Annotated in this window: 19 protein-coding genes and 1 pseudogene; 9 read left to right on the forward strand and 11 right to left on the reverse strand. The window is 62.9% G+C overall.

The genetic code is table 11. The features are described 5' to 3' along the window. Both A985_RS23820 and A985_RS23825 read right to left on the reverse strand, forming a co-directional pair. Positions 1 to 354, reverse strand: a pseudogene (locus A985_RS23820) (NAD(P)(+) transhydrogenase (Re/Si-specific) subunit alpha); the annotation flags it as partial. Positions 355 to 396: 42 nt separating this feature from the next. Further along, a complete protein-coding gene (locus tag A985_RS23825; RefSeq protein WP_017231689.1) occupies positions 397 to 771 on the reverse strand; it encodes a hypothetical protein in 375 nt (124 codons plus the stop codon). A gap of 250 nt (positions 772 to 1,021) precedes the next feature. On the opposite strand from A985_RS23825, the gene A985_RS0101645 reads away from it, so the two are divergent. Continuing rightward, a complete protein-coding gene (locus A985_RS0101645) occupies positions 1,022 to 2,017 on the forward strand; it encodes a LysR family transcriptional regulator (protein ID WP_017231690.1) in 996 nt (331 codons plus the stop codon). Positions 2,018 to 2,079: 62 nt separating this feature from the next. Here A985_RS0101645 and A985_RS0101650 read toward each other — a convergent pair whose 3' ends face one another. The 6 genes from A985_RS0101650 to oxlT form a co-directional block, all read right to left on the reverse strand. Then, positions 2,080 to 2,853: a fumarylacetoacetate hydrolase family protein gene (locus A985_RS0101650; RefSeq protein ID WP_017231691.1), complete on the reverse strand. Its 774-nt coding sequence runs from the start codon at positions 2,851 to 2,853 to the stop codon at positions 2,080 to 2,082. A 137-nt stretch (positions 2,854 to 2,990) separates the two neighbouring features. Next, positions 2,991 to 4,238: a formyl-CoA transferase gene (frc, locus tag A985_RS0101655; RefSeq protein ID WP_017231692.1), complete on the reverse strand. Its 1,248-nt coding sequence runs from the start codon at positions 4,236 to 4,238 to the stop codon at positions 2,991 to 2,993. A 700-nt stretch (positions 4,239 to 4,938) separates the two neighbouring features. Then, a complete protein-coding gene (locus A985_RS0101665; protein WP_017231694.1) occupies positions 4,939 to 5,379 on the reverse strand; it encodes a PAS domain S-box protein in 441 nt (146 codons plus the stop codon). A gap of 239 nt (positions 5,380 to 5,618) precedes the next feature. Then, complete coding sequence (gene frc, locus A985_RS0101670; protein WP_017231695.1) at positions 5,619 to 6,869, reverse strand: formyl-CoA transferase; 1,251 nt, start codon at positions 6,867 to 6,869, stop codon at positions 5,619 to 5,621. A 25-nt stretch (positions 6,870 to 6,894) separates the two neighbouring features. Beyond that, positions 6,895 to 8,685 carry an oxalyl-CoA decarboxylase gene (oxc, locus tag A985_RS0101675; RefSeq protein ID WP_017231696.1) on the reverse strand — a complete coding sequence of 597 codons (1,791 nt, stop codon included), beginning with the start codon at positions 8,683 to 8,685 and terminating at the stop codon, positions 6,895 to 6,897. Between the two features lie 191 nt (positions 8,686 to 8,876). Further along, positions 8,877 to 10,220 carry an oxalate/formate MFS antiporter gene (gene oxlT / locus A985_RS0101680; protein ID WP_017231697.1) on the reverse strand — a complete coding sequence of 448 codons (1,344 nt, stop codon included), beginning with the start codon at positions 10,218 to 10,220 and terminating at the stop codon, positions 8,877 to 8,879. 741 nt (positions 10,221 to 10,961) lie between these two features. Between oxlT and A985_RS0101685 the strand changes: the two genes are divergently transcribed. The 7 genes from A985_RS0101685 (at position 10,962) to A985_RS0101715 (ending at position 19,372) form a co-directional block, all read left to right on the forward strand. After that, the gene (locus A985_RS0101685; RefSeq protein WP_017231698.1) at positions 10,962 to 11,975 is read left to right on the forward strand and encodes a 2-dehydropantoate 2-reductase; all 1,014 of its coding nucleotides are present in this window, start codon (positions 10,962 to 10,964) and stop codon (positions 11,973 to 11,975) included. A gap of 566 nt (positions 11,976 to 12,541) precedes the next feature. Then, entirely contained in the window at positions 12,542 to 12,760 is a 219-nt protein-coding gene (locus tag A985_RS26875) for a hypothetical protein (RefSeq protein WP_017231699.1), read from the forward strand. 29 nt (positions 12,761 to 12,789) lie between these two features. After that, positions 12,790 to 13,503 carry a GntR family transcriptional regulator gene (locus tag A985_RS0101695; RefSeq protein WP_017231700.1) on the forward strand — a complete coding sequence of 238 codons (714 nt, stop codon included), beginning with the start codon at positions 12,790 to 12,792 and terminating at the stop codon, positions 13,501 to 13,503. Positions 13,504 to 13,984: 481 nt separating this feature from the next. Further along, on the forward strand, positions 13,985 to 14,452 hold the full coding sequence (locus A985_RS0101700) for a formate dehydrogenase subunit gamma (RefSeq protein WP_017231702.1): 468 nt from the start codon (positions 13,985 to 13,987) through the stop codon (positions 14,450 to 14,452). After that, positions 14,449 to 16,050: an NADH-quinone oxidoreductase subunit NuoF gene (locus tag A985_RS0101705; RefSeq protein ID WP_017231703.1), complete on the forward strand. Its 1,602-nt coding sequence runs from the start codon at positions 14,449 to 14,451 to the stop codon at positions 16,048 to 16,050. Before A985_RS0101700 ends, A985_RS0101705 begins: the two co-directional genes overlap by 4 nt. Before the next feature lie 13 nt (positions 16,051 to 16,063). Next, complete coding sequence (gene fdhF / locus A985_RS0101710) at positions 16,064 to 18,928, forward strand: formate dehydrogenase subunit alpha (protein WP_017231704.1); 2,865 nt, start codon at positions 16,064 to 16,066, stop codon at positions 18,926 to 18,928. A gap of 210 nt (positions 18,929 to 19,138) precedes the next feature. Continuing rightward, on the forward strand, positions 19,139 to 19,372 hold the full coding sequence (locus A985_RS0101715) for a formate dehydrogenase subunit delta (protein ID WP_017231705.1): 234 nt from the start codon (positions 19,139 to 19,141) through the stop codon (positions 19,370 to 19,372). A gap of 118 nt (positions 19,373 to 19,490) precedes the next feature. On the opposite strand, the gene A985_RS0101720 is transcribed toward A985_RS0101715, so the two are convergent. Together A985_RS0101720 and A985_RS23835 are read right to left on the reverse strand one after the other, a co-directional pair. Continuing rightward, positions 19,491 to 20,339, reverse strand: coding sequence for an EamA family transporter (locus tag A985_RS0101720; protein ID WP_017231706.1), 849 nt, complete (start codon positions 20,337 to 20,339; stop codon positions 19,491 to 19,493). A 422-nt stretch (positions 20,340 to 20,761) separates the two neighbouring features. Next, entirely contained in the window at positions 20,762 to 21,256 is a 495-nt protein-coding gene (locus A985_RS23835; protein ID WP_017231707.1) for a hypothetical protein, read from the reverse strand. Between the two features lie 390 nt (positions 21,257 to 21,646). On the opposite strand from A985_RS23835, the gene A985_RS0101730 reads away from it, so the two are divergent. Next, entirely contained in the window at positions 21,647 to 22,159 is a 513-nt protein-coding gene (locus tag A985_RS0101730; protein WP_017231708.1) for a hypothetical protein, read from the forward strand. Here the strand turns inward: A985_RS0101730 and A985_RS0101735 are convergent. Then, on the reverse strand, positions 22,143 to 23,021 hold an 879-nt coding region (locus A985_RS0101735), incomplete at its 5' end, for a ShlB/FhaC/HecB family hemolysin secretion/activation protein (protein WP_026131549.1). The two genes, A985_RS0101730 and A985_RS0101735, sit on opposite strands and share 17 nt — an antisense overlap.

A 23,021-nucleotide genomic window follows, 5' to 3' on the forward strand; every position in this document is an offset into this window, starting at 1 on the left:
CGGCGCGGCTTCCAGGGCGAAGCCAATGACACCCGCCGCCGCCATGCGCGCATTGTTCTCGGCATCGAACGGGTTGAGCATGCCGACCACCGCACTGCCACGTGGAATCAACGCGATTTCCGCGATCGACGGCGCGCGTACCTTGAGCACCAACTCGGCGCCAAGGGCTTCGGCCGCGCTACCGCTTGACGCGCCCGCTGCGACATACGCCGCATCAGGCACGCTGGCCGCCTCGCCCGCACCACGCTCCACGGTGACGCGATGCCCTGCGCCCACCAGCTTCTTCACCGTTTCCGGTGTGGCCGCGACGCGGGATTCGCCGGCGGCCGTCTCCTTTGGAATGCCAATATGCATAGTTATTGTCTCGGGGTCTGAGCCCCTGTCGTGTTGTGAAACTCAGGCCGCAACGGCTCTCGGCGACTGCATCGAACGCCCTTCATTGGCCGCTTCGAAGCAGCGCACCTTGGTGCAGTGAATCAGGTCGCACAGGAATTCCGGCTCGTAGGCGCGCAGCAGATGCGGCTGATGTCCGTCGAGGTAAGCCCCGATCAGCAACAGCTCGGCCATGCGCAACGCCTGCGCCGAAGCGCCTTCGAGATACGCCAGCGGTAAATCTTGGTTCCCGGTCGCGTGCAGCAGCCGGGCATAGGTGGGGTGGTCCCAATACCAGTCCAGCCCCAATTCGACGAATGCGTTGTTGAACGCATGCAGATGGGCGTTGGCAACCGGTGCCAGGGCGGCGGGTTTGATATGCGATTCGATGACAGACATGATGGCGCTCTCCCAAAACAGTGATCGTCTCCAGAACACGCAGACCCGCGCTCGCCTGACATGACAGGTCACCGACGCTTTGCTGTCACACCACTTTCATGCGGGCTGCCATTGCAGATTACGCAGCCCAATCCATAAAAGACAGTTAAAGTTAATTATGCAAACCATCTACGATTACTTATACTTCTTTGGCAACGCTTAGCGTGCGGAAATCGTTCCGCCGCCCCGCCGATGTCAGGATGACCGCCGCATGAAACACGCCACGCTCCGTCAACTCAAGGTCTTCGAAGCCGTGGCGCGCCATTTGAGCTTTTCGCGCGCCGCCGAAGAACTTCACCTCACGCAACCGGCCGTCTCGACACAGGTCAAGCAGCTCGAGAGTCACGTCGGCCTGCCGCTGTTCGAGCAGTTGGGCAAGAAGGTCTTCCTTACGCCGGCGGGTACCGAAATGCTCCACTACAGCCGCGCGATCATTGCGCTCTTTCGCGAAACCGAGGAGGCAATGGATCACCTCAAGGGCATCACGGGCGGCAAGCTCAACGTGGCCGTGATCAGCGCGGGAGACTATTTCTTTCCCCGGTTGCTCGCGGCCTTTACCGCACGCCATCCCGGCGTGACGCTCAATCTCACGGTTCATAACCGCGAGGAACTTCTGCATCAGCTCACCGAAAACCTCACCGATCTAGCGGTGATGGTGCGTCCGCCACCGGAGATCGACACGATCAACGAAGCCTTCGCGCCCCATCCCTATGTCATCGTGGCACCGCCGGATCATCCGCTGGCCAGCCAGCGTCAGATTCCCTTCTCGCGTTTGACGGAAGAACCGTTCATCAGCCGCGAGCGCGGATCCGACACGTGGAATTCCCTGCAGGATGCCTTCGGTCAGCGCACCCAGCGACTCAAGATCACGATGGAGATCGCCAGCACGGAAACCATCAAGCAAGCGGTCGTGGCGGGCATGGGCATCAGCTTCCTGTCGGCCCATACCGTTGGCATGGAGCTTCAGACCGGTCAGTTGACGGTGCTCGACGTCCAGGGCTTTCCGGCCTGGCAAAGCTGGTACGTCGTGCATCGTCGCAGCAAGCGGCTGCCGCCGGTCGCGCTCGCCTTCCGGGAATTCCTGCTGGCCGAAGGCGCTGCGCTCATCGACGGCATGATGGCCTACAAGAGTCCCGTGCCGCCTCCCGCTGCGCGCGGCGGCGATCACGCCGCCTCGCGCCGGACAGATCCCGGATCCGCCGAATGAAAAAGGGCGATCGACTCAGGCCTTTGCCACCCCGGCCGACCACCGTGAAATCGATTGTTCTCTCAGCCGCCCATGCGGTTGGCCAACGTCCCCAGTCCGTCAATGCTCACCTCGACCAGCGCGCCCTCTTTCATCGAGCCCACACCAATCGAGGTGCCCACGGCGATCACATCCCCCGGCATCAGGGTCATGTCCTGTGAGATACGCGCGACGAGTTGCCACGGGTTGAAGATCATGTCGGCGAGCGGATAGCGCTGACGCTCCGTGCCGTCGAGCCGCGTGACGACCTCCGCCTCGCGCCAGTCGAAATCCTGGGCAATGACGGGGCCGAGACAGCCGAACGTGTCGAAGCCCTTGGCCCGCGTCCACTGTGCGAAGTTGCCGTCCTGCTCGATGATTTCAGCGGCGGTCACGTCGTTGACCAACGTGTAGCCGAGGATGTAATCGCGCGCGGCTTCCTCGCTCACTTGGCTTGCGCGCTTGCCGATCACAACGCCCAGCTCGCCCTCGAACACGATCTTGCCCGCATACGACGGGGGACGCTGAATCACTGCGCCGGGCCCGTTCAGCGACGTGGCCGGCTTGATGAGGAAGAGCGGATGCGACGGCGCGGCCTTGCCGAGCTTCGCGCCGAGCGCGTGAAAGTTGTTCCACAGCGCCACGATTTTCGAGGGCTCGCACGGGCACAGCAGATCGACCGTATCGCGCGCGATCGTCGCGCCCGTGGCGATCGGCTGATCGTAGAGATCGCCGCGATGTTCGAGAATATGGTCGTCCTGCAGCAGGCCAAAGCCGATGCGACCATGCGCGGTCTTGAAACGGGTCCAGAGCTTCATGCGTATGCCTTATCTGTAACCGCCCGGCGCTACGGCAGGGTTCGCCGTTCGCGCGCCGGACGCGATGTCGTGACGTCATTCCCATCTGCCTCGTGCAGACGACTTGCGTTCGTGCGAGGACGCTTGCACGGCGCCGCTTATACCGCGCCGATTTCGCGCAGTGCCGCGATCTGCTGTGCGCTGTAGCCGAATTCCGAGAGCACGTCGTCGGTGTGTTCGCCAAGCAGCGGCGAGCGCTCCACATGCGTGGGGCTGGCCGAGAGCTTGATCGGGTTGCCGACGGTGAGGTACTTGCCGCGCTTCGGGTGATCGACTTCGACGATGGTCCCGGTCTCGCGCAGCGACATATCCTCGGCAATCTCTTTCATCGACAGAATCGGACCGCACGGGATGTCGTACTCGTTGAGGATCGCCATGACCTCGAACTTCGTCTTGGTCATGGTCCAATGCTCAACCGTGTCGAAGATCTCGCGCAGACGCGGCAGACGGGCACGCGGCGTGGCGTAGTCGGGATGCTCGACCCACTCGGGCTTGCCGATCACCTTGCAGATCGAGCCCCACACGGGCGCCTGGGCGATGAAGTAGATGTACGCGTTCGGGTCGGTCTCCCAGCCCTGACACTTGAGAATCCAGCCCGGCTGACCGCCGCCCGACGCATTGCCGGCACGCGGCACGGCATCGCCGAACTCACCGTTCGGGAACTGCGGATACTCTTCCATCACGCGCGCGCGCTCCAGGCGCTGCTGATCGCGCAGCTTCACGCGGCACAGGTTCAACACCCCGTCCTGCATGGCGGCGAGCACGCGCTGGCCCTGTCCGGTCATGGTGCGCTGATAGAGCGCCGTAACGATGCCCAGCGCCAGATGCAGCCCCGTGCCCGAGTCGCCGATCTGCGCCCCCGTGACCATCGGCGGACCGTCGTCGAAACCGGTCGTCGATGCCGCACCGCCCACGCACTGCGCCACGTTCTCGTAGACCTTGCAGTCCTGGTACGGACCGGGTCCGAAGCCCTTGACCGAGGCCACGATCATGCGCGGGTTCAACGCGTGGATGTGCTCCCACGTGAAGCCCATGCGATCGAGCGCGCCGGGGGCGAAGTTCTCAACCAGCACGTCGCAGTCGCGGATCATGCGCTCGAGCACCGCCTTGCCTTCCGGGTGCTTCGTGTCGAGCGTGATCGAACGCTTGTTGCTGTTGAGCATCGTGAAGTAGAGACTGTCCGCGTCGGGAATGTCGCGCAGTTGATCGCGCGTCACGTCGCCATGTCCCGCGCGTTCGATCTTGATCACGTCCGCGCCGAACCACGCGAGCAACTGTGTGCACGTCGGCCCCGACTGCACGTGCGTGAAGTCGAGAATGCGCACACCTTCAAGTGCCTTACCCATGATCGGCTCCGCTCAGCACGTGGTCCGGGCAACTGCGCCCGAAGCCGACAGTTGAACTCGCGCATGGCGCACGGCACATGCCGCGACCTGCTCAATGTGCGTGCCACGCGCTGGGCGGGCTTCGCGCCGGATACTGGCGACGATGATCATGGTTTGTCTCCTCCTGATGCGACGGCGTTTATGTAATCGGTGCGCGAGACGCGACGACACGCGAGGCTCGCCTGATCGCTCGATGGTTGTCGCCTCTGTGGGCGCCATCCCCATCGTGGATCGATTGCTGTGATATACAGTATTTCATACACGATATTTTATCAACGGCTTTTTGTTGCCGATGAGATTTGCTGTCTCGCCGCATCGATCGGTAAAAAATCGCTGGAATCCCTATGTATCAAAGGAGTCCGCACCGCAACATGGTCCATGCGATCCGACCGGGCTACGGGTTTACAGGCATGTGTCACCGCGATGAAATTCGGTCGCCTGCGGTGCGGATTCCTGGCAAGTCCAGTGAATATATTGAATACAAAATATTCACACCCCACCGTATCGTCTTTGCCTGGCGGCCGAAATGCAAAAAAGCACCGATTCGCGACGCCGCCCTTTCGGGCGCGTTGCGAATCGGTGCTTCCTGTCTCTTGCGGTGACGGCTGGGCGTTAGCGGCGACCCCAGGCGCACCGCGCTATGTCGACCGGCATCGAGCGATCAGCCGGCGGTGGCGGCCACCTTCGCCTCGAGTTCCGCCACGCGCTTGCGCAACTGACGATCCTCCTGGAAGCGCGCCGTCTCGTCGCGAATCACGGCCACGATGCCGGTGACTTCGCCGCCCTCGCCATGCAACAACGCCACGGTGAACGCAATCGACATGGCGCGGCCGTCCTTGTGCGCGGCGGGCACCTTGAGCAGATCGCTGCCGTACTTCGTCTGCCCGGTCTCCATCGTCTTCACATAGCCTTCATTGTGGCGCGCGCGCAGCCGCTCGGGAATGATGATGTCCAGCGGCTGCCCGAGCGCCTCGGCCTCGGAGAAGCCGAACATCTTCTGCGCGCCGCTGTTCCACAGCGTGATGATGTTGTTCGGATCGGCCACGACGATGGCGTCGCCCACTACCTGGACCAACTGACTGACGTCGACGGATGCGCTCATGATGTCTCCAATAATCTTGTGGGGAATGCGATTGGCAGGGATACCAAACATGCCAATAAAGTACATCAATTAGAGGACAACACGGTCCCGAAAATAAAAATGGGTGCTGGCTCCGCTCGGCGCCGCACCCATGAATCCCTGCCTTGCGCCCCGCGCGCCGTCACCGCCCAAAGGCGGCGTCGGCACAGGCGGCGCATTGGCGGCGAGCCAGGCTTGGCCTGACTCGCCGCCTCGCGGACTTAAACCGACCGCGACGAATGCAGGTTCGCGATCTGGTCCTTGCTGTAGCCCAGCTCGGCCAGGATCTCGTCGGTGTGCTCACCCAGCAGCGGCGAACCGGTGATTTCCGGCTTCAGGCCCGAGAACTTGATCGGGCTGCCGACGGTCAGGTACGTACCACGCTCCTTGTGCGGCACTTCCACGATCGTGCCCGACGCGCGCAGCGACGGGTCGTTCGCGATTTCCTTCATCGACAGAACCGGTGCGCACGGGATATCGAACTTGCGCAGGATGTCCACCGCTTCGTACTTCGTCTTGTCGGCCAGCCAGGCTTCGATGGTCGCGAAGATCTCGAAGATGTGCGGTTGACGCGCTTGCGGCGTGGCGTAGTTCGGATCTTCGATCCACTCCGGCTTGCCCAGCGCGCGGCAGATCGGCTCCCAGGCGTGACCCTGAATCGTGAAGTAGATGTACGCGTTCGGATCCGTCTCCCAGCCCTTGCACTTGAGCACCCAGCCCGGCTGACCGCCACCGCCGGCGTTGCCGCCGCGCGGCACCACGTCGCTGAACTCGCCATGCGGGTACTGCGGATACTCTTCGAGGTAGCCGATACGGTCCAGGCGTTGCTGGTCGCGCAGCTTCACGCGGCACAGGTTGATGACCGAATCCTGCATCGAGACGGCGACCTTCTGACCACGGCCCGTCTGGCCACGGCCGATGATGGCCGTCAGAATGCCGATCGCAAGGTGCATCCCGGTGTTGCTGTCGCCCAGCGCCGCGGCCGACACCGTCGGAGGGCCGTCCCAGAAGCCCGTCGTCGACGCCGCGCCACCTGCGCACTGTGCCACGTTCTCGTACACCTTCAGGTCATCGTAGTGGTGACCGTCCGAGAAGCCCTTCACCGAGGCCATGATCAGCTTCGGGTTGAGTTCGTTCAGACGCTCCCACGAGAAGCCCATGCGATCCAGCGCGCCCGGGCCGAAGTTTTCCACCAGCACGTCGGATTCACGCACCAGCTTTTCGAGAACTTCCTTGCCTTCCTGCGTCTTCGTGTCCAGCGTCAGCGAGCGCTTGTTGCTGTTGAGCATCGTGAAGTACAAGGCGTCGGCGTCGGGGATGTCGCGCAGTTGGTTACGCGTGACGTCGCCCGAACCCGGGCGTTCCACCTTGATGACGTCCGCACCGAACCAGGCCAGCAACTGCGTGCAGGCGGGGCCGGCTTGAACGTGCGTGAAGTCGATGATCTTGATACCTTCGAGGGGTTTGCTCATGTCATGTCTCCTTAATTGACTCGAGTTACTTTTTCATCGCCGCGCTTTGCGGATTCAGGTTCGTCAGACGGCCGCTTTCGGTGCCCGCCGCTTCGTCGATGACGGCGTTAATCAGCGCCGGTTTGCCTGCTGCGATGGACGCCTGCAGCGCCTTCGTCAGTTCTTCCGGCGTGGTGACGTGGTAGCCGATGCCACCGAACGCTTCGATCATCTTGTCGTAGCGCGCGCCCTTGACGAACACCGTCGGTGCCACGTCCTTGCCGCCCGTCGGATTGACGTCGGTGCCGCGATACACACCGTTGTTGTTGAAGATGATGGTGGTGACCGGCAGCTCGTAACGGCAGATGGTTTCGAGTTCCATGCCGCTGAAGCCGAATGCGCTGTCGCCTTCGATGGCCACGACCGGCTGACCGCTGGTGACGGCCGCGCCGATGGCGAAGCCCATGCCGATGCCCATCACGCCCCACGTACCCGAGTCGAAGCGCTTGCGCGGCTGGTACTGGTCGATGATGGCGCGCGCGTAGTCGAGCGTGTTCGCACCTTCGTTGACGAGGTTGATGTCCGGATGCTGCTTGAGCACATCGCGAATCGCGCCCAGCGCGCTGTGGAAGTTCATCGGCGACGGATTCTGCGCCAGCGTTGCCGCCATCTTCGCGAGGTTCTTGCTCCTGCGCTCGGCGATGGCGCCGGTCCATTCGGTCGACGGCTTGCCGAAGTTGGCATCCACACCGGCGAGCAGTGCCGACACGCACGAGCCGATGTCACCGATCACCGGGGCCGCGATGGCCACGTTGCTGTCGATTTCCGTCGGCGAGATGTCGATCTGCACGAACTTCTTCGGGGCGGCGCCCCACGTCTTGCCCTTGCCGTGCGCGAGCAGCCAGTTCAGGCGCGCGCCGATCAGCACGACAACGTCGGCCTCCTGCAGCACGAACGAACGTGCGGCCGCGGCCGATTGTTCATGCGTGTCGGGCAGCAGCCCCTTGGCCATCGACATCGGCAGGTAGGGAATGCCGGTCTTCTCGATGAGGGCGCGAATGTCGGCGTCGGCTTGAGCGTACGAAGCGCCCTTGCCGAGCAAGATCAGCGGACGCTTGGCGCCCTTGATGACGTCGAGCGCGCGCTGGACGGCATCCGGTGCCGGGATCTGACGCGGTGCGGCGTCGATCACGCGAATCAGGGAGTCTTTCGCCTTCTGTGCGTCGATGGTCTGGGCCAGCAGCTTGGCCGGCAAATCCAGGTAGACGCCGCCCGGGCGGCCCGACACGGCGGCGCGAATGGCGCGGGCCAGGCCGACGCCGATGTCTTCGGCGTGCAGCACGCGGTAGGCCGCCTTGCAATACGGCTTGGCCGCATTGAGCTGGTCCATCTCTTCGTAATCGCCCTGCTGCAGGTCGACGATCTCACGCTCGCTCGAACCGCTGATCAGGATCATCGGGAAGCAGTTGGTGGTCGCGTTGGCGAGGGCGGTCAGGCCATTCAGGAAGCCGGGGGCCGACACGGTCAGGCAGATGCCCGGCTTTTGCGTCATGTAGCCGGCGATGGCTGCGGCATGCCCGGCATGCTGTTCGTGGCGGAAGCCGATGAAACGCATGCCTTCGGCTTGCGCGAGTCGAGCCAGATCGGTGATGGGAATCCCCACCAGACCGAAGATGGTGTCGATGTCGTTCGCTTTCAGGGCGTCAATGATCAGATGGAAGCCATCAGTCGTTGCTGCCTCGGACACGATGTTCGCGTGTCGGCTGGTGTCATTGAGCGTGTTGCCCGCGGTGTCGTTTTCCGCTTTGCCGACTGGCACGGTCATCGCAATGGACATAATTCTCTCCTCCAATTTTTCCGGTTTCAGTGTTGCGTCGTCTTGTCTGACGATTAATGGGTATTCCCAAACTGCTGCGCTACTTGCTCACCCGGCCGTGCAACCGGCCCCACAAGGGCACGGATTGCACGCCGGTCAAACATCTCTTCAATCCAGCCGCTCTGGCGGCGTCTTCATATCGTCAGTTCACGTTACGTGGTACTGCGCGATAGATCCGCCTGCACGACCGGCTCGCTGGCTTGCGCCTTGTAGTCACTGGCGTAACGCTGTGCCAGACGGGCACGCATCGGCTTGAGGACGAACAAGGCGAGGAAGGCAGCGAAGGCGTTCATGGCGCAAGCGATCATGAACACGGCCTGCCAACTGCCGGTCGACGTGGTGATGATGCTCGAGAAGGGCACCAGCAACGCGGCGGTCCCCTTCGCGGTGTAGAGCATCCCCGCGTTGGTGGCGGCGTACTTCGAGCCATACGTGTCGGCACAGGTCGCCGGGAACAGGCTGTAGATCTCCCCCCAAGCGAAGAACACCAGCCCCGTCAGAATCACGAAGGCCACCGGATGCTGGCCGAACTTGGCCAAGGCATAAATCCCGACGGCTTCCATCGCGAAGGCGATGAACATCGTGTTTTCGCGACCGATCTTGTCGGATATCCAGCCGAACACCGGACGCGTCACCCCATTGAGCACACGGTCGATAGCCAGTGCGAAGGTGAGTGCGGGCAGCGTCAGACCGAGGATCGACACCGGCGCCTGATCGAGACCGTAGTCCTTGGCGATCGGACCGAGCTGTGCCGTCGCCATCAAACCGCCGGCGGCCATCAGCACGAACATCAGATACATCATCCAGAACACCGGCGAGCGCATCACTTCCGTCGGCTTGGCGTTGTAGCGCATGGCACCCGGGGCCAACTTCTTGAGTGCCTCGATCGATGCCGGCGGGTTGCAGAGCGCCAGACCCAGCAGCAGCACGATGATCCCCTGGCCCAGACCGAAGGTCAGGAAGGTGTTTTCGTAGCCGCTCGACTTGATCATGTTGGCAATCGGCACCACCGTCAGTGCAGAACCCGCGCCGAAACCCGCGGCGGTCAAGCCCGCAGCCAAGCCGCGGCGATCCGGGAACCACTTCAACGCATTACCCACGCAGGTGCCATATACCGCACCGGCGCCCACCCCGCCCACGGCCGCCGCGAAATACAGCATCGGCAGCGACGAGGCATGGGCATTCAACACCCAGGCGACACCGCACAACAGACCACCCCCGACCACCACCGGGCGCGGGCCGAACTTGTCGACCAGATACCCTTCGATCGGCACCAGCCAGGTTTCGGTCACAACAAAAATCGTGAACGCCACCTGAATGGCCGTACGGCCCCAGTGATACTTCTCATCGATCGGGTTGACGAACAGCGTCCACCCGTACTGCAAGTTGGCGATCATCGCCATGCAAATCACGCCGAACACGAGCTGAACCCAAGGGCTCGCGAACACGGATTGCTTACCGTGTTGATTAGTCGTCTCCACTTGTACCTCCTCCATCGGTTTCCAGTTGTTTGGCAGCTTCACAACAACAACACCTTCCGGATGGGGTCTGTGCCCCCTGGGTATGCTTTACGAGGTCTTCGCCTCGTCGACTTGTCTCTGATGCTTACGGGGTCCATTGCATTTCCCGTAAATATACCGAACGAAATATACGATATATCAGATATAAGTCAACACTAATTTATTGCGATCCTCGTCGTCCGCTTCGTGTACCGCAGTCGTTTTCGTCCATTGCAGCGAAAACCATTCCGGCACACGAGGCACTGTTCTAAGTGGCGGCTAGATACAGTAACGCCACTGTAGGCCCGAGCAACGCAACAACGCAATGCGAAAATACTAAGGAGTTAACCTGATCAGAGAGGCTTGCCCAATAAGGCACTCCGCCTTTTTATATCGGCCTCCTTGGCAATTTTTAAAACCAGCACAAGACGATATTTTCGATAATTTTTCTCACAAGAAGCCCTCTTTCGGCATTCTCGCGAATCCATTGTAATACACCGTAATAATTCACCTAAGGAATGCACAACGCGTTTTTCAGGCCCGCTTCTCATGCCGGATGCGCTCACACATCCGGACGCCGGTTTTGGGTGCGTCTGCGGGGAAACCATGACGGGAATTGACCCCAGAAGGCTTGGCGCCCCGGATCTTGTGATATACGATATACAACATTTGGTATTAGAAGAATAAATGGCCAGTACCAGGCCCAGATTTCGATTCACCTTTGGAGGGAGAGACTTCATGAAGATTTGCATCTATGGCGCCGGTGCCATCGGTGGCTATCTCGGCGTGCAACTCGCACACGCCGGAGCCGATGTCAGTCTAGTGGCCCGCGGCCCGCATCTGGCCGCCATGCGCGAGCACGGACTCAAGCTGCTGATCGATGGCGAGGAACGCGTCGCCCAGCTGCGTTGCACGGACGATCCGCGTGAACTCGGTCCGCAGGATTACGTGATCATCGCGTTGAAGGCGCATTCGGTCCCCGCGGTACTGGACGCGATGCAGCCCCTGATCGGTCCGAATACGGCGGTCGTCACGGCCGTGAACGGCATCCCCTACTGGTACTTCTATAAGCACGGCGGCGCGCTTGAAGGCACGACGCTCGAGAGCATCGACCCGGGCGGCCGTCAGTGGCGTCAGCTCGGCCCCGAGCGCGCCATCGGCTGCGTGGTCTATCCGGCTACTGAAGTGGTGGCCCCCGGCGTGATCCAGCACGTCTACGGGAACAAGTTCCCGTTGGGCGAAGCCAGCGGCGAGCGTACCGAGCGTGTGGAGAAGCTCTCGCAGTTGATGACCGCCGGTGGGCTCGACGCGCCGATTCGCGAGAATATCCGCGACGAAATCTGGCTCAAGCTCTGGGGCAACCTCTGCTTCAACCCGATTTCGGCACTCACGCACGGCACGCTCGATATCATCGCGAGCGATCCGGGCACGCGCGCCATTGCGCGCGCCATGATGCTCGAGGCCAAGGCGATCGGCGACAAGTTCGGCGTGCATTTCCGCGTCGACGTGGAGCGTCGCATCAACGGTGCGGGTGCCGTTGGCGCCCACAAGACGTCGATGCTCCAGGATCTGGAGCGTGGCCGCGCGATGGAAATCGATCCGCTCGTCTCGGTGGTGCAAGAGATGGGACGCCTCGCCAACGTGCCGACACCGACGCTCGACGTGGTGTTGGCGCTGATCAAACAGCGTGAGTTCATGACGCAGCCCGATGCCGTCGAGGCCGCACAAGCGCGTCTGGCCAAAGCGGCCTGAGCCGAACGTTGTTTTCATGAAACACCCCTCGCGGGACTGACAGGACTGTCCCGCGAGAATGAGCCCCTCTATATATAGAGAGGCGGCGTACGCAAGCGAGGGCAGGAATGGGTTCATCGCCCCGCCCTGCCGTCGTTCGAGTGGGCCGCCACCGAATCGCCGGCCGCGGACGATTTTTCACCGACAACCCGCGACCCGCCGCGCCGAACCACGCCATTGCCGATGTGGTTTCGCGGCAACGCAATAATTCGCCTTTGCAGCACGTTCAGAGCACTTCGGGTTCTCCCTGAAACCACGCGCGCCAGGGGCGTCCCGAAATCCGCACCAATGCAAGCCTGACGGACCACCCAGGAGGTTCACCGCCACCCTCGACCCACAGAACAAAATCGGAAAAAAAGACAAATCCGGGCAGTCAAGCATCGCAACGACACAGGGAACGTCCCGAAAAACGATAAATATTGGTATTTGGTATGTGGTATATCTTGAGACTTGTTGCAGCGCGACATACAATGCAAAGCAAGTTCTCCCCCACATTTCATTCGTCAACTTTTATCAGGAGTATCACCATGTTCGTCGCTGCGCTGACTTTGCTTGCCCTTGCTTCCGCCCTTGCCACCGGTGTTGCGATGGTTCACCTCTTCGTCGCCCTGCCGGCCTCGATGCTCGAAAAGGCCGAAAAGAACGGCCGCTTCGCCTACCTGGCGGAAACCACGCAGGCAAATGAATCGGGTAAACTCGTCACAAAGCCGGCAACCATCGTGGGGCAGCAAGCATTGCGCCTCTGAAGGGGCCGTAATACCTAGGAGACTATTGCATGTCCCTGATCACCCCAACTCCGGCGCGCGTGACTCCGCTCGCGCTGGAGCCGATCGACACCACCACGAGTTTTCGCAATCAGGCGTATGCGCTGCTGAAAAAAGCCATCGCCGATGCCGACATTTATAACCAGAAGGAAGAAATTCGCCTGGACGAGCGTCAGCTCATCCAGGTGCTTGGCGTTTCGCGCACACCGATTCGCGAAGCCATGACCTTGCTGGAACAGGAAGGTTTTCTGCGGACGGTACCGCGCCGGGGCATCTTCATCATCCGCAAGACCAAGCGCGAAATCGTCGAGATGATTCAGATGTGGGCAGCGCTCGAAGGGATGTCCGCGCGTCTGGCGACATTGCACGCAACCGACGAGGACATCGTCAGGCTCCGTCATCTGTTCGACGAGTTCGTCAATGCGCCGCCGACGGATCATATCGAAGAGTATTCAGACGCGAACATCGACTTCCATCAGGCGCTGATCAATCTTGGCGGCTCGCAAGCCATCGCCAATACGATCAAGAACCTGTTCATCCACGTGCGCGCCATCCGTAAGGTGACGATCGCTCAGAACGACCGAGCCGCCCGCTCGATTGTCGATCACCTGAAGATCATTACCGCCCTCGAGAAGCGCGACACGGAACTCGCCGAGAAGCTCGCGCGCGACCATACCCTGGGCCTGGCCGCCTTCGTCGAAGAGCATTGCGACTTCCTCGAATAACGCGCTGCTACCGCTGCACCGCGCCCGGCAACGGACGCGAGCCGAACAAAAGCCAGTGACATCGGTATGTCGCTGGCTTTTTTCTTTTGCCCCCGCCCTTTCGCGTTCCCGCCCACGCCCCGCGTCACGCTGTCATCCCTTCTGCCCCTCCCGGTTCGGGTAAACGAGCCTGTCAAACCCGCGCCGAATCTATTGCACGTATACCGTATATCATATATCGTGTTTCACATACGGATGTGCCGCAGCACCGATTTGTTGATGCAGGTTGACGAAGTAAGCCACGGGCGAGAGGCCGAGCTCGTGCGGCATATGGTGGGGGCTATGTGCCGCACGCTCGTCCGGCGCCGCGCTGATCGCTAGACCCGAGCAGCGTCGCCGGATGTGACCATTGGGCCTCTCGCCCCAGGGCAAGACAAGAACAGATAACTCACACCCTCAGGCGCCCCGTTCCCCGCAGGGTGCCAAACAGGAGACAACAGCCATGCGCGAGGCTTTTTCCATCGCCACGGTGCACGCGATTCTGGACGCTCAGTCGGCTCAGGAAGGTCCGCTTCTGCCGATCCTTCATGACGTTCAGGACGCTTTCGGCTACGTCCCCCCGGACGCCGTGCCCGTCATCGCCAACGCCCTCAACCTGTCTCGCGCCGAAGTCCATGGCGTGATCACGTTCTACCATCACTTCCGCACCAGCCCGCCGCCGCGCCACGTCGTGCAGATCTGTCGCGCCGAGGCGTGTCAGAGCATGGGCGCCGACGCGCTTGTCGCGCATGCCGAACGCGTGCTGGGCTGCACGATGCACAGTCATCACGGCGACGTTGCGCTCGAACCGGTGTATTGCCTGGGCCAATGCGCGACGTCGCCCGCGATCACGATCGACGACAAGCTTCACGCGCGCGTCACCCCCGAGAAATTCGACCGTCTGGTCGCCCGCGCCAAGGATGCCGCATGAGCCAATCCTCCACTTCCGCCCAGTCGTCCTCCGGCAAGGTACGGCTTTATCTGCCGCGTGACTCCGCCGCGCTCGCGCTCGGTGCCGACGACGTCGCCGACGCCATCGTGGCGCAAGCCGCCCAACGCGGTCTCGACATCGAATTGGTACGCAACGGTACGCGCGGCATGCTTTGGCTTGAACCGTTGCTCGAAGTCGTGACCCCGGCGGGGCGCGTCGCCTATGGTCCGGTCGATGTCGACGACGTCCCGGGTCTGTTCGATGCCAACGTCACGGCCGGCGGCGATCATCCGCTCGCCCTCGGATTGACCGAAGAGATTCCGTATTTCAAGAAGCAGGAACGGTTGACGTTCGCCCGCGTTGGCATCATCGATCCCGTATCGGTCGACGACTACGTTGCACATGACGGCTATCGCGGTCTGCGCAATGCGCTCGCGTTGGACGGCGCGGCCATCGTCGCGCAAGTCACCGAATCGGGCCTGCGCGGTCGCGGCGGTGCGGCGTTCCCGACCGGCATCAAGTGGAAGACGGTACTCAACACGCCCGCCGCCCAGAAATACATCGTCTGCAATGCGGACGAAGGCGATTCGGGCACGTTCGCCGACCGCATGCTAATGGAAGGCGATCCGCTCGTGCTCGTCGAGGGCATGACGATTGCCGGCATCGCCGTGGGTGCCACGCGTGGCTATATCTACGTACGCAGCGAGTATCCGCATTCCATCGATGTGCTCAACGAAGCCATCGTCAACGCCGGCAAGGCGGGCTACCTGGGCGATGACATCCTGGGCTCGGGCAAGACCTTCCATCTCGAAGTGCGCAAGGCGGCCGGGGCTTACGTCTGCGGCGAAGAAACCGCATTGCTGGAAAGTCTCGAAGGCAAGCGCGGCGTGGTGCGTGCCAAGCCGCCGCTGCCGGCCATCGAAGGGCTCTTCGGCCTGCCGACAGTCATCAACAACGTGATTTCGCTGGCGTCGGTGCCGATCATCATGGATCGCGGCGCGGCGTTCTACAAGGACTTCGGCATGGGTCGCTCGCGCGGCACGCTGCCCATCCAGCTCGCGGGCAACATCAAGTACGGCGGCCTGATCGAGAAGGCCTTCGGGGTGACGCTGCGCGACATCCTGTACGAGTTCGGCGGTGGCGCCATCACCGGCCGCCCGCTGCGCGCGGTACAGGTCGGCGGCCCGCTCGGCTCCTATCTGCCCGAATCGCAATGGGACACCCCACTCGACTACGAAGCGTTCGCCGCACTCTGGGCGGTGCTCGGCCACGGCGGCATCGTGGCGCATGACGACACCGTCGACCTGGCCAAGCTCGCGCGCTATGCGATGGAGTTCTGCACCATCGAGTCGTGCGGCAAGTGCACGCCGTGCCGCATCGGTTCGACGCGCGGCGTCGAAGTGATGGACAAGATCATCGACGGACGCGACCGTCCCAAGCAGATCAAGCTGCTGCGCGACCTGTGCGACACCATGCTCTCCGGCTCGCTGTGCGCGATGGGCGGCATGACGCCCTACCCCGTGCTGTCTGCACTGAACCATTTCCCCGAAGACTTCGGCGCGGCCGAACCGTCGAATCTGCCGACCCAGGCCGCCTAGGAGATCGCCCACCATGATGGACCCGATGTTTGAGAAAGATTACGGCACCCCGCGCCGCGAATCGACGCAGGAAGTCACGCTGGAGATCGACGGCGAACAGGTCACCGTGCCCGCAGGCACGTCGATCATGCGCGCCGCCTCCGAAGGCGGCGTGAACGTGCCCAAGCTGTGCGCCACCGACTCGCTCGAGCCGTTCGGCTCGTGCCGTCTTTGCCTCGTCGAGATCGAAGGCCGACGCGGCTACCCCGCTTCGTGCACCACGCCCGTCGAACCGGGCATGAAGGTGCGCACGCAATCGCCGAAGCTCCAGGAACTGCGCAAGGGCGTGATGGAGCTGTACATCTCCGATCACCCGCTCGACTGCCTGACCTGCGCCGCCAACGGCGACTGCGAACTACAGGACATGGCCGGCGTGACGGGCCTGCGCGAAGTGCGATACGGCTTCGACGGCGACAATCACTTCGACAGCCAGAAAGACGAGTCGAACCCCTACTTCACCTACGACGCCTCGAAGTGCATCGTCTGCAACCGTTGCGTGCGCGCCTGCGAAGAAACGCAGGGCACATTCGCGTTGACGATCTCGGGCCGCGGGTTCGAAGCGCGCGTCTCGGCGGGACAGGATCAGTCGTTCATGGACTCCGAGTGCGTGTCGTGCGGCGCCTGTGTGGCCGCTTGCCCGACCGCGACGCTGCAGGAAAAGTCGGTCATCCACCTCGGCCAGGCCGAGCACGCCAAGATCACCACCTGCGCCTATTGCGGCGTGGGTTGCTCGTTCAAGGCGGAGATGAAGGGTAACGAAGTCGTGCGCATGGTGCCGCACAAGGACGGTCAGGCCAACGAAGGCCACGCCTGCGTGAAGGGCCGCTTTGCCTGGGGTTACGCCACGCACAAGGACCGTATCCTTACGCCCAAGATTCGCAAGAAGATCACCGATCCGTGGCAGGACGTGTCGTGGGACGAGGCGCTCGACTATGCGGCGTCGGAGTTCAAGCGCATTCAGGCCAAGTACGGGCGCGATTCGATCGGCGGGCTGGTGTCGTCACGCTGCACGAACGAAGAAGACTACCTGGTGCAAAAGCTCGTGCGCGCCGCGTTCGGCAACAACAACGTCGACACCTGCGCACGCGTGTGCCACTCGCCGACCGGCTACGGCCTGAAGGCAACGCTCGGCGAGTCGGCCGGCACGCAGACGTTCAAGTCGGTCGAACACTCGGACGTGATTCTCGTGATGGGCGCGAACCCGACCGACGGTCACCCGGTGTTCGGCTCGCGCATGAAGAAGCGTTTGCGCGCAGGCGCCAAGCTGATCGTGATCGATCCGCGCCGCATCGATCTGGTCAACAGCCCGCACATCAAGGCCGACTACCATCTGCAACTGCGTCCCGGCACGAACGTGGCAATGATCAACGCGCTTGCGCACGTCATCGTGACCGAAGGCCTGATGGCCGACGCGTTCATTGCCGAGCGCTGCGAGGACCGCGCGTTCCAGCAGTGGCGCGAGTTTACTGCTCGTGCCGAAAACTCGCCCGAAGCGACCGAAGTGCACACCGGCGTGCCGGCGCACCTCGTGCGCGGCGCCGCGCGTCTGTATGCCAAGGGCGGCAACGCGGCAATCTATTACGGCCTGGGTGTGACCGAGCATGCACAAGGTTCCACGACGGTGATCGGTATCGCCAACCTCGCCATGGCCACCGGCAACATCGGCCGTGAAGGCGTGGGCGTGAACCCGCTGCGTGGCCAGAACAACGTGCAGGGCTCGTGCGACATGGGCGCATTCCCGCACGAACTGCCGGGCTACCGTCACGTGTCGGATTCGACCGCCCGCGCGCTGTTCGAAGCGGAATGGGGCGTCGAGATCCAGTCCGAGCCGGGCCTGCGTATTCCGAACATGTTCGACGCAGCGATTGCGGGCACCTTCATGGGCCTGTACTGCCAGGGCGAGGATATCGTGCAGTCCGACCCGAACACGCAGCACGTGACGCATGCGCTCGAACAGATGGAGTGCATCGTCGTGCAGGACATCTTCCTGAACGAAACGGCGAAGTATGCGCACGTGCTGCTGCCGGGCTCGTCGTTCCTGGAGAAGGACGGCACGTTCACCAACGCCGAGCGTCGTATCTCGCGCGTGCGTCAGGTGATGCCGCCGCGCGCCGGTTACGCCGATTGGGAGGTCACGATCGAACTGGCCAAGCGACTGGGCTACGAGATGCACTACGCGCACCCGTCGGAAATCATGGACGAGATCGCCCGCCTCACACCGACATTCACCGGCGTGAGCTACGAGAAGCTCGACCAGATGGGCAGCGTGCAGTGGCCGTGCAACGAAGCGGCACCGGACGGCACGCCCGTCATGCACATCGACGAATTCGTGCGCGGCAAAGGCAAGTTCCTCATCACGCAGTACGTGCCGACGGATGAAAAGGTCACGCGCCGTTTCCCGCTCATCCTGACCACCGGGCGGATTCTGTCGCAGTACAACGTCGGTGCGCAAACGCGCCGTACGGACAACGTTCACTGGCATGACGAGGACCGGCTCGAAATCCATCCGCACGATGCAGAAGAACGCGGCGTGAAGGACGGCGATTGGGTCGGCATTCAGAGCCGCGCGGGCGAGACCGTGCTGCGTGCCGTCGTGAGCGACCGCATGCAGCCCGGCGTGGTGTACACAACGTTCCACTTCCCGGAGTCGGGCGCGAACGTGATCACCACCGACAACTCGGACTGGGCGACGAATTGCCCCGAGTACAAGGTGACAGCGGTGCAGGTCACGCCGGTGGCGCAGCCGTCGGAATGGCAGCGTCAGTACTCGGACTTCAATCGTCAGCAAGAGGCCTTCCTCGAACACGCGCGTGGTGCGACCGAGGCCAACGCGAACTAAGTCGGGGCAGGAAAAGGGGAAGCAACGCGCGCCGCGTCATCGGGGAGACCTTCGAGGCGGTGCGCTGCGACGGACAATCCGCGTCCATCGCCGGCGGCTGCGGCGAGCCTCACCGTCGATTGCCATCAGACGGTGCGGCGGACGCGCGATTGGCCACGTGAATGACGGCGGCCAACGCACAGAGAACGAATTCAGGGGACACAACAGATCATGGACACCGACAATCTGGTCAAGATGGCCAATCAGATCGGGGATTTCTTCGAGACGATGCCCGACCGCAGCGAGGCGCTCGACAACATTGCAGGCCACCTGCGACGCTTCTGGGCGCCGCGCATGCGCATGACGATTCTCGAACACCTCGAATCCACCGACGGACATGGGATGCGCGAGATCGTCGTGGCGGCGATCACGGCGCATCGCGCCGAACTCTGGCCGCGCAGCTGAGCATAGCTCAGGAATATCGCTCGGCCGTTGGCATCGCCCATGCGGCGACTGACGTAGTGACGGGCGTCGCCACGTCGGTGCCGCTCAGGTGCCGCTTGGGTGCCCCTTTGATGGGCGTCTACGCGCTCAGTTTGATGAGTACCGCCCCGCCGACCACGAGGCCGCACGCCACGAGACGGCGGGCATTGAGCTTTTCCCGCAGGAACAACCAGCCCAGCAGCACCGCGATGATGGCGCTGGACTCGCGCAGCGCCGACACGACACCCATCGGCAGGTATTGCAGCGCGAACACCACCATGGCATAGGCGCATTGCGCGACGATGCCCGCCCCCAGCGCTTCGGCCACGCGGCGGCGCGGTGCAAGGAACATGCCGCGCCATCCGCCCCGCCACTTCGCCACGGCACCGATCACCGGCACGCTCGCGAAAAGGTAGGCCCATGCGAGGTACCCGAAGCCGTTGCCGTTCGACAATCGCACGCCGAATCCATCGACAATCGTGTACGCCGCAATGAACACCCCCGTGAGCAACGCCGCAGGCACGCTGTCGCCCGAGAAGTGGCGCCCACGCAACGCCAGCGTCAGGATGCCGGCGCAGATACCCACGATGCCCCACGCCGCCATCGCTGTCGGCCACTCGCCCGCCAGCAGCAACGCCGCCCCCGAAATCAGCAACGGAGAAATGCCGCGTGCGATGGGATAGATCTGCCCGAACTCACCGACGCGATAGGCCCGAATGAGCGCCGCCGTGTACGCGACCTGCGCGCCGGCGGAGAGCAGAATAAGCGGCCAGACCTGTACCGGCGGCAGCGGCAACCACACGATGCCGGCCACGGCGGCGAGCCCTTGCGGCACCGCCATCATGCCGACTTGCCAGACGCGATCGGGACTGGCGTGGAGGAAGGCGTTCCAGGTGGCGTGCATCAGTGCCGAGAGCAGCACCAGCAGCACAATGGGCGTGGTTGTCATGGGAATGAATCGCAGCGGGCGGATGCCGGGGGGGACGACTCACGCCGCCCGCGTCGGACAGCACGCAAAGCGCCATTGTCGCAGCGGCGATCTCATCGAGATAGGGCCAACGTGAAGGATTCCTACGGGGCCAGACTGCTCCGCGATCGCCGCTCCCCACGTCATCGATTCACGTCGCCCGCCCCTCGTCGCTCGGTTGCCATGGCGTAACCGGTGCGCGCGGGTCTCGCTCGACGGCGTGCAAGCCACCTGCCGCCGGCGCCGCGCCGGCAAAAGTTGTCCACACCCTGTGTGGATAACCCACTGGATAACCTGCCCTGACCTTCTCGAACGCCTCACGAACAAAGGCTGTCAAGAGCCATGCTCAAAAAACGATCAGCCGCGGAACAAATTTTCGGCTTGACGGTCTTCCCCCTCCCTGCTCAGGCGCCGTCGCCTTCGTTTGCCGACGCATCGGGCTCCTTCGCAACCGGCGCATCGGATTTCCCGGATGCGTCGGCCGGCGACTGCGGCGCGCCGCGCAGCGCCGCCACCACCTGACTCTGCCCGAGCACCGCGTCCGGCGCCTGCTGCAAGGCCAGGCGATAGCGCTCGCCGAACTCGACGTCGGTGTGACGGAAAAGCTTGGCGGCTTCGTCGGCCAGGGCAATGCCGGCGTCTGCCTGCGGCGGCGTCTGCTCCAGCCATTCGTCGAGGGCGACGATCAGACGCGAGAGCGGGTCGAGCCAGCGAAACCAGGCGTCTTCGGTAAGCAACTGCACGAAGCGTCCGGTGGGCACCGGTCCGAAGACTGCTTCGTATTGCAGACGATCGTTGGCGATCAGCACCTTGTGCTGGGCGAGCAGCGCGGCGCGCAACGCCTGCATGGCAGCGATGTGGGCGGCACTGGCCGGCGTATTGTCAGTCGGTTCGGTCATCTATCGCCCCGTGTACGTCAGAAAGGTTGGGAAACGGAAATGGAAAGCGTCTTACATGCACTTTAGGACTTGGCCCATAGCCAGCAGACGTTTGGGTCACGATACTACACGGGTCTCGCAAACACCTCGCGAGATCGGGCTTTCACTTCCCCGTGGAAGGCCTGCTTCCTCACCCGCCAAACCGGCGGGTTTTTTTTGCCCGTGTGCCCCCCGCTGCGCGGTCATCCCGACAATCTGCCAACGCCTTCTGGCGGGCGCGACACGTCTTCGACGTTGCCTGCCGTCGATCGCGCTGGGCAAAGTCGTTTATCATCGGCACCGCTGCTTCCCCTCCTCCCGACCCCGCCATCCGATATGAGCCAATCCGTGCGTCCCCAAACCATTGGTGTCATGGGTTCCGGCAAACAGCCGTGGACCGAACTTGCCGCGCCGCTCGGCCGGGCGATCGCCATGGCCGGGTTCCACCTGCTCACCGGCGGGGGACAGGGCGTGATGGCGAGCGTGAGCGAAGCGTTCTGTGCCGTACCGCAGCGCTTGGGCCGCTGCATCGGCATCGTGCCGACCGAGGCCGTCGGCAACGATGACGAGCCGGTCAGGTTCCGCCCCGCGCCCGGCTATCCGAATCCGTTCGTGGAAGTGCCCATCGTGAGCCCGTTGCCGCGCCATCTGCCCGATGCGCCGCCAGGCACGCTATCGCGCAATCACATCAACGTGCTTTCTAGCGATGTCATCGTCGCCCTGCCCGGCCAGCACGGTACACGCGACGAAGTCGGGCTCGCCGTGCGTTACGGCAAGCCCGTTATTTTGTTCGGGGACGTTGAGCATTTCGCGGAGATGCCTGCGACGCTCGTGCGAACGGTATCGCTCGATACCGTCATGGATTTCGTCAGAAAGGTACGGTGAGCTTCGCGTCGACCGACTGGAAGCGATACGACCAGCCCGGCAGGCCGCTCGACGATGGCATCCACGGCGCGTTCAGACGCTGCATTACCGACAGATCGAGCCTCGACGCCCCGAAATTGTGCGTGTGGCTCAGCCCCACCTCGGCATAGCTGTCGTAGGTGTGAAGCGCGTTCGGGTCTTCCGAGCGACTCCTGTTGTAGCGCAATTCCAGACCCGTCGAGCCATTCGCCGTGAAGTCGAACGCGCGGCGCACGCGCCATTGCAATGTCTGTGTCTGCGTAATGCCGGCGTCAATCTGGTCCTTCGCCGCGTTGGCCTTGCCGGTGATCCCGACCGTCCAGTCGGCATCGATCGGCACCGAGTAATTGGCCGACAGATCGCGGTTCGTCGCATCGCGACGCGCATTCTGCAAATCCTGACTGAGCGTCGTATTGAACTTCCCGTACATGCCCAGCGGATTGTTCATCAACAGATTCGCAGTGCCCTGCATCTTGCCCGAGGAGGTCATGCCGCTGTTGTTCATGCCGACGTTGAATTGGTAGGGCCGCTCGTTGATCACCTGGAGGCCCACGGCCCCCTCGCCGGGCGTGCGGCTGAGTGTCGCGACGAACGGCAACTGCGCGTCGCGCACCACGAGCCCTCCACGCATCAGCATGCGGATGTTGCGATCCGCGCGACTCTCGTGTCGCGGCAGTCCGCGCAGACACGAGGCGCGCGCAAGGAAGGCATTGGGCGGCGCGATGTCCGGGGCCGACGGAGGCTCGCCGCGCTCGGCCGATGCCGCCGATGCCGCCGCATCCAGGTCGACGGCGGAAATGGCCGTGCCGTCAGCGCTCAACTCCGGCGCCACGGCAAAATCGGC

Source organism: Pandoraea sp. B-6, assembly GCF_000282835.1.
GTDB lineage: Bacteria > Pseudomonadota > Gammaproteobacteria > Burkholderiales > Burkholderiaceae > Pandoraea > Pandoraea cepalis.

Excerpts from the sequence above, each read along its gene's own strand:
- A985_RS23825 (WP_017231689.1), bottom strand. The coding sequence starts at position 771 with ATGTCTGTCATCGAATCGCATATCAAACCCGCCGCCCTGGCACCGGTT.
- A985_RS0101645 (WP_017231690.1), top strand. The coding sequence starts at position 1,022 with ATGAAACACGCCACGCTCCGTCAACTCAAGGTCTTCGAAGCCGTGGCG.
- A985_RS0101650 (WP_017231691.1), bottom strand. The coding sequence starts at position 2,853 with ATGAAGCTCTGGACCCGTTTCAAGACCGCGCATGGTCGCATCGGCTTT.
- frc (WP_017231692.1), bottom strand. The coding sequence starts at position 4,238 with ATGGGTAAGGCACTTGAAGGTGTGCGCATTCTCGACTTCACGCACGTG.
- A985_RS0101665 (WP_017231694.1), bottom strand. The coding sequence starts at position 5,379 with ATGAGCGCATCCGTCGACGTCAGTCAGTTGGTCCAGGTAGTGGGCGAC.
- frc (WP_017231695.1), bottom strand. The coding sequence starts at position 6,869 with ATGAGCAAACCCCTCGAAGGTATCAAGATCATCGACTTCACGCACGTT.
- oxc (WP_017231696.1), bottom strand. The coding sequence starts at position 8,685 with ATGTCCATTGCGATGACCGTGCCAGTCGGCAAAGCGGAAAACGACACC.
- oxlT (WP_017231697.1), bottom strand. The coding sequence starts at position 10,220 with ATGGAGGAGGTACAAGTGGAGACGACTAATCAACACGGTAAGCAATCC.
- A985_RS0101685 (WP_017231698.1), top strand. The coding sequence starts at position 10,962 with ATGAAGATTTGCATCTATGGCGCCGGTGCCATCGGTGGCTATCTCGGC.
- A985_RS26875 (WP_017231699.1), top strand. The coding sequence starts at position 12,542 with ATGTTCGTCGCTGCGCTGACTTTGCTTGCCCTTGCTTCCGCCCTTGCC.
- A985_RS0101695 (WP_017231700.1), top strand. The coding sequence starts at position 12,790 with ATGTCCCTGATCACCCCAACTCCGGCGCGCGTGACTCCGCTCGCGCTG.
- A985_RS0101700 (WP_017231702.1), top strand. The coding sequence starts at position 13,985 with ATGCGCGAGGCTTTTTCCATCGCCACGGTGCACGCGATTCTGGACGCT.
- A985_RS0101705 (WP_017231703.1), top strand. The coding sequence starts at position 14,449 with ATGAGCCAATCCTCCACTTCCGCCCAGTCGTCCTCCGGCAAGGTACGG.
- fdhF (WP_017231704.1), top strand. The coding sequence starts at position 16,064 with ATGATGGACCCGATGTTTGAGAAAGATTACGGCACCCCGCGCCGCGAA.
- A985_RS0101715 (WP_017231705.1), top strand. The coding sequence starts at position 19,139 with ATGGACACCGACAATCTGGTCAAGATGGCCAATCAGATCGGGGATTTC.
- A985_RS0101720 (WP_017231706.1), bottom strand. The coding sequence starts at position 20,339 with ATGACAACCACGCCCATTGTGCTGCTGGTGCTGCTCTCGGCACTGATG.
- A985_RS23835 (WP_017231707.1), bottom strand. The coding sequence starts at position 21,256 with ATGACCGAACCGACTGACAATACGCCGGCCAGTGCCGCCCACATCGCT.
- A985_RS0101730 (WP_017231708.1), top strand. The coding sequence starts at position 21,647 with ATGGGTTCCGGCAAACAGCCGTGGACCGAACTTGCCGCGCCGCTCGGC.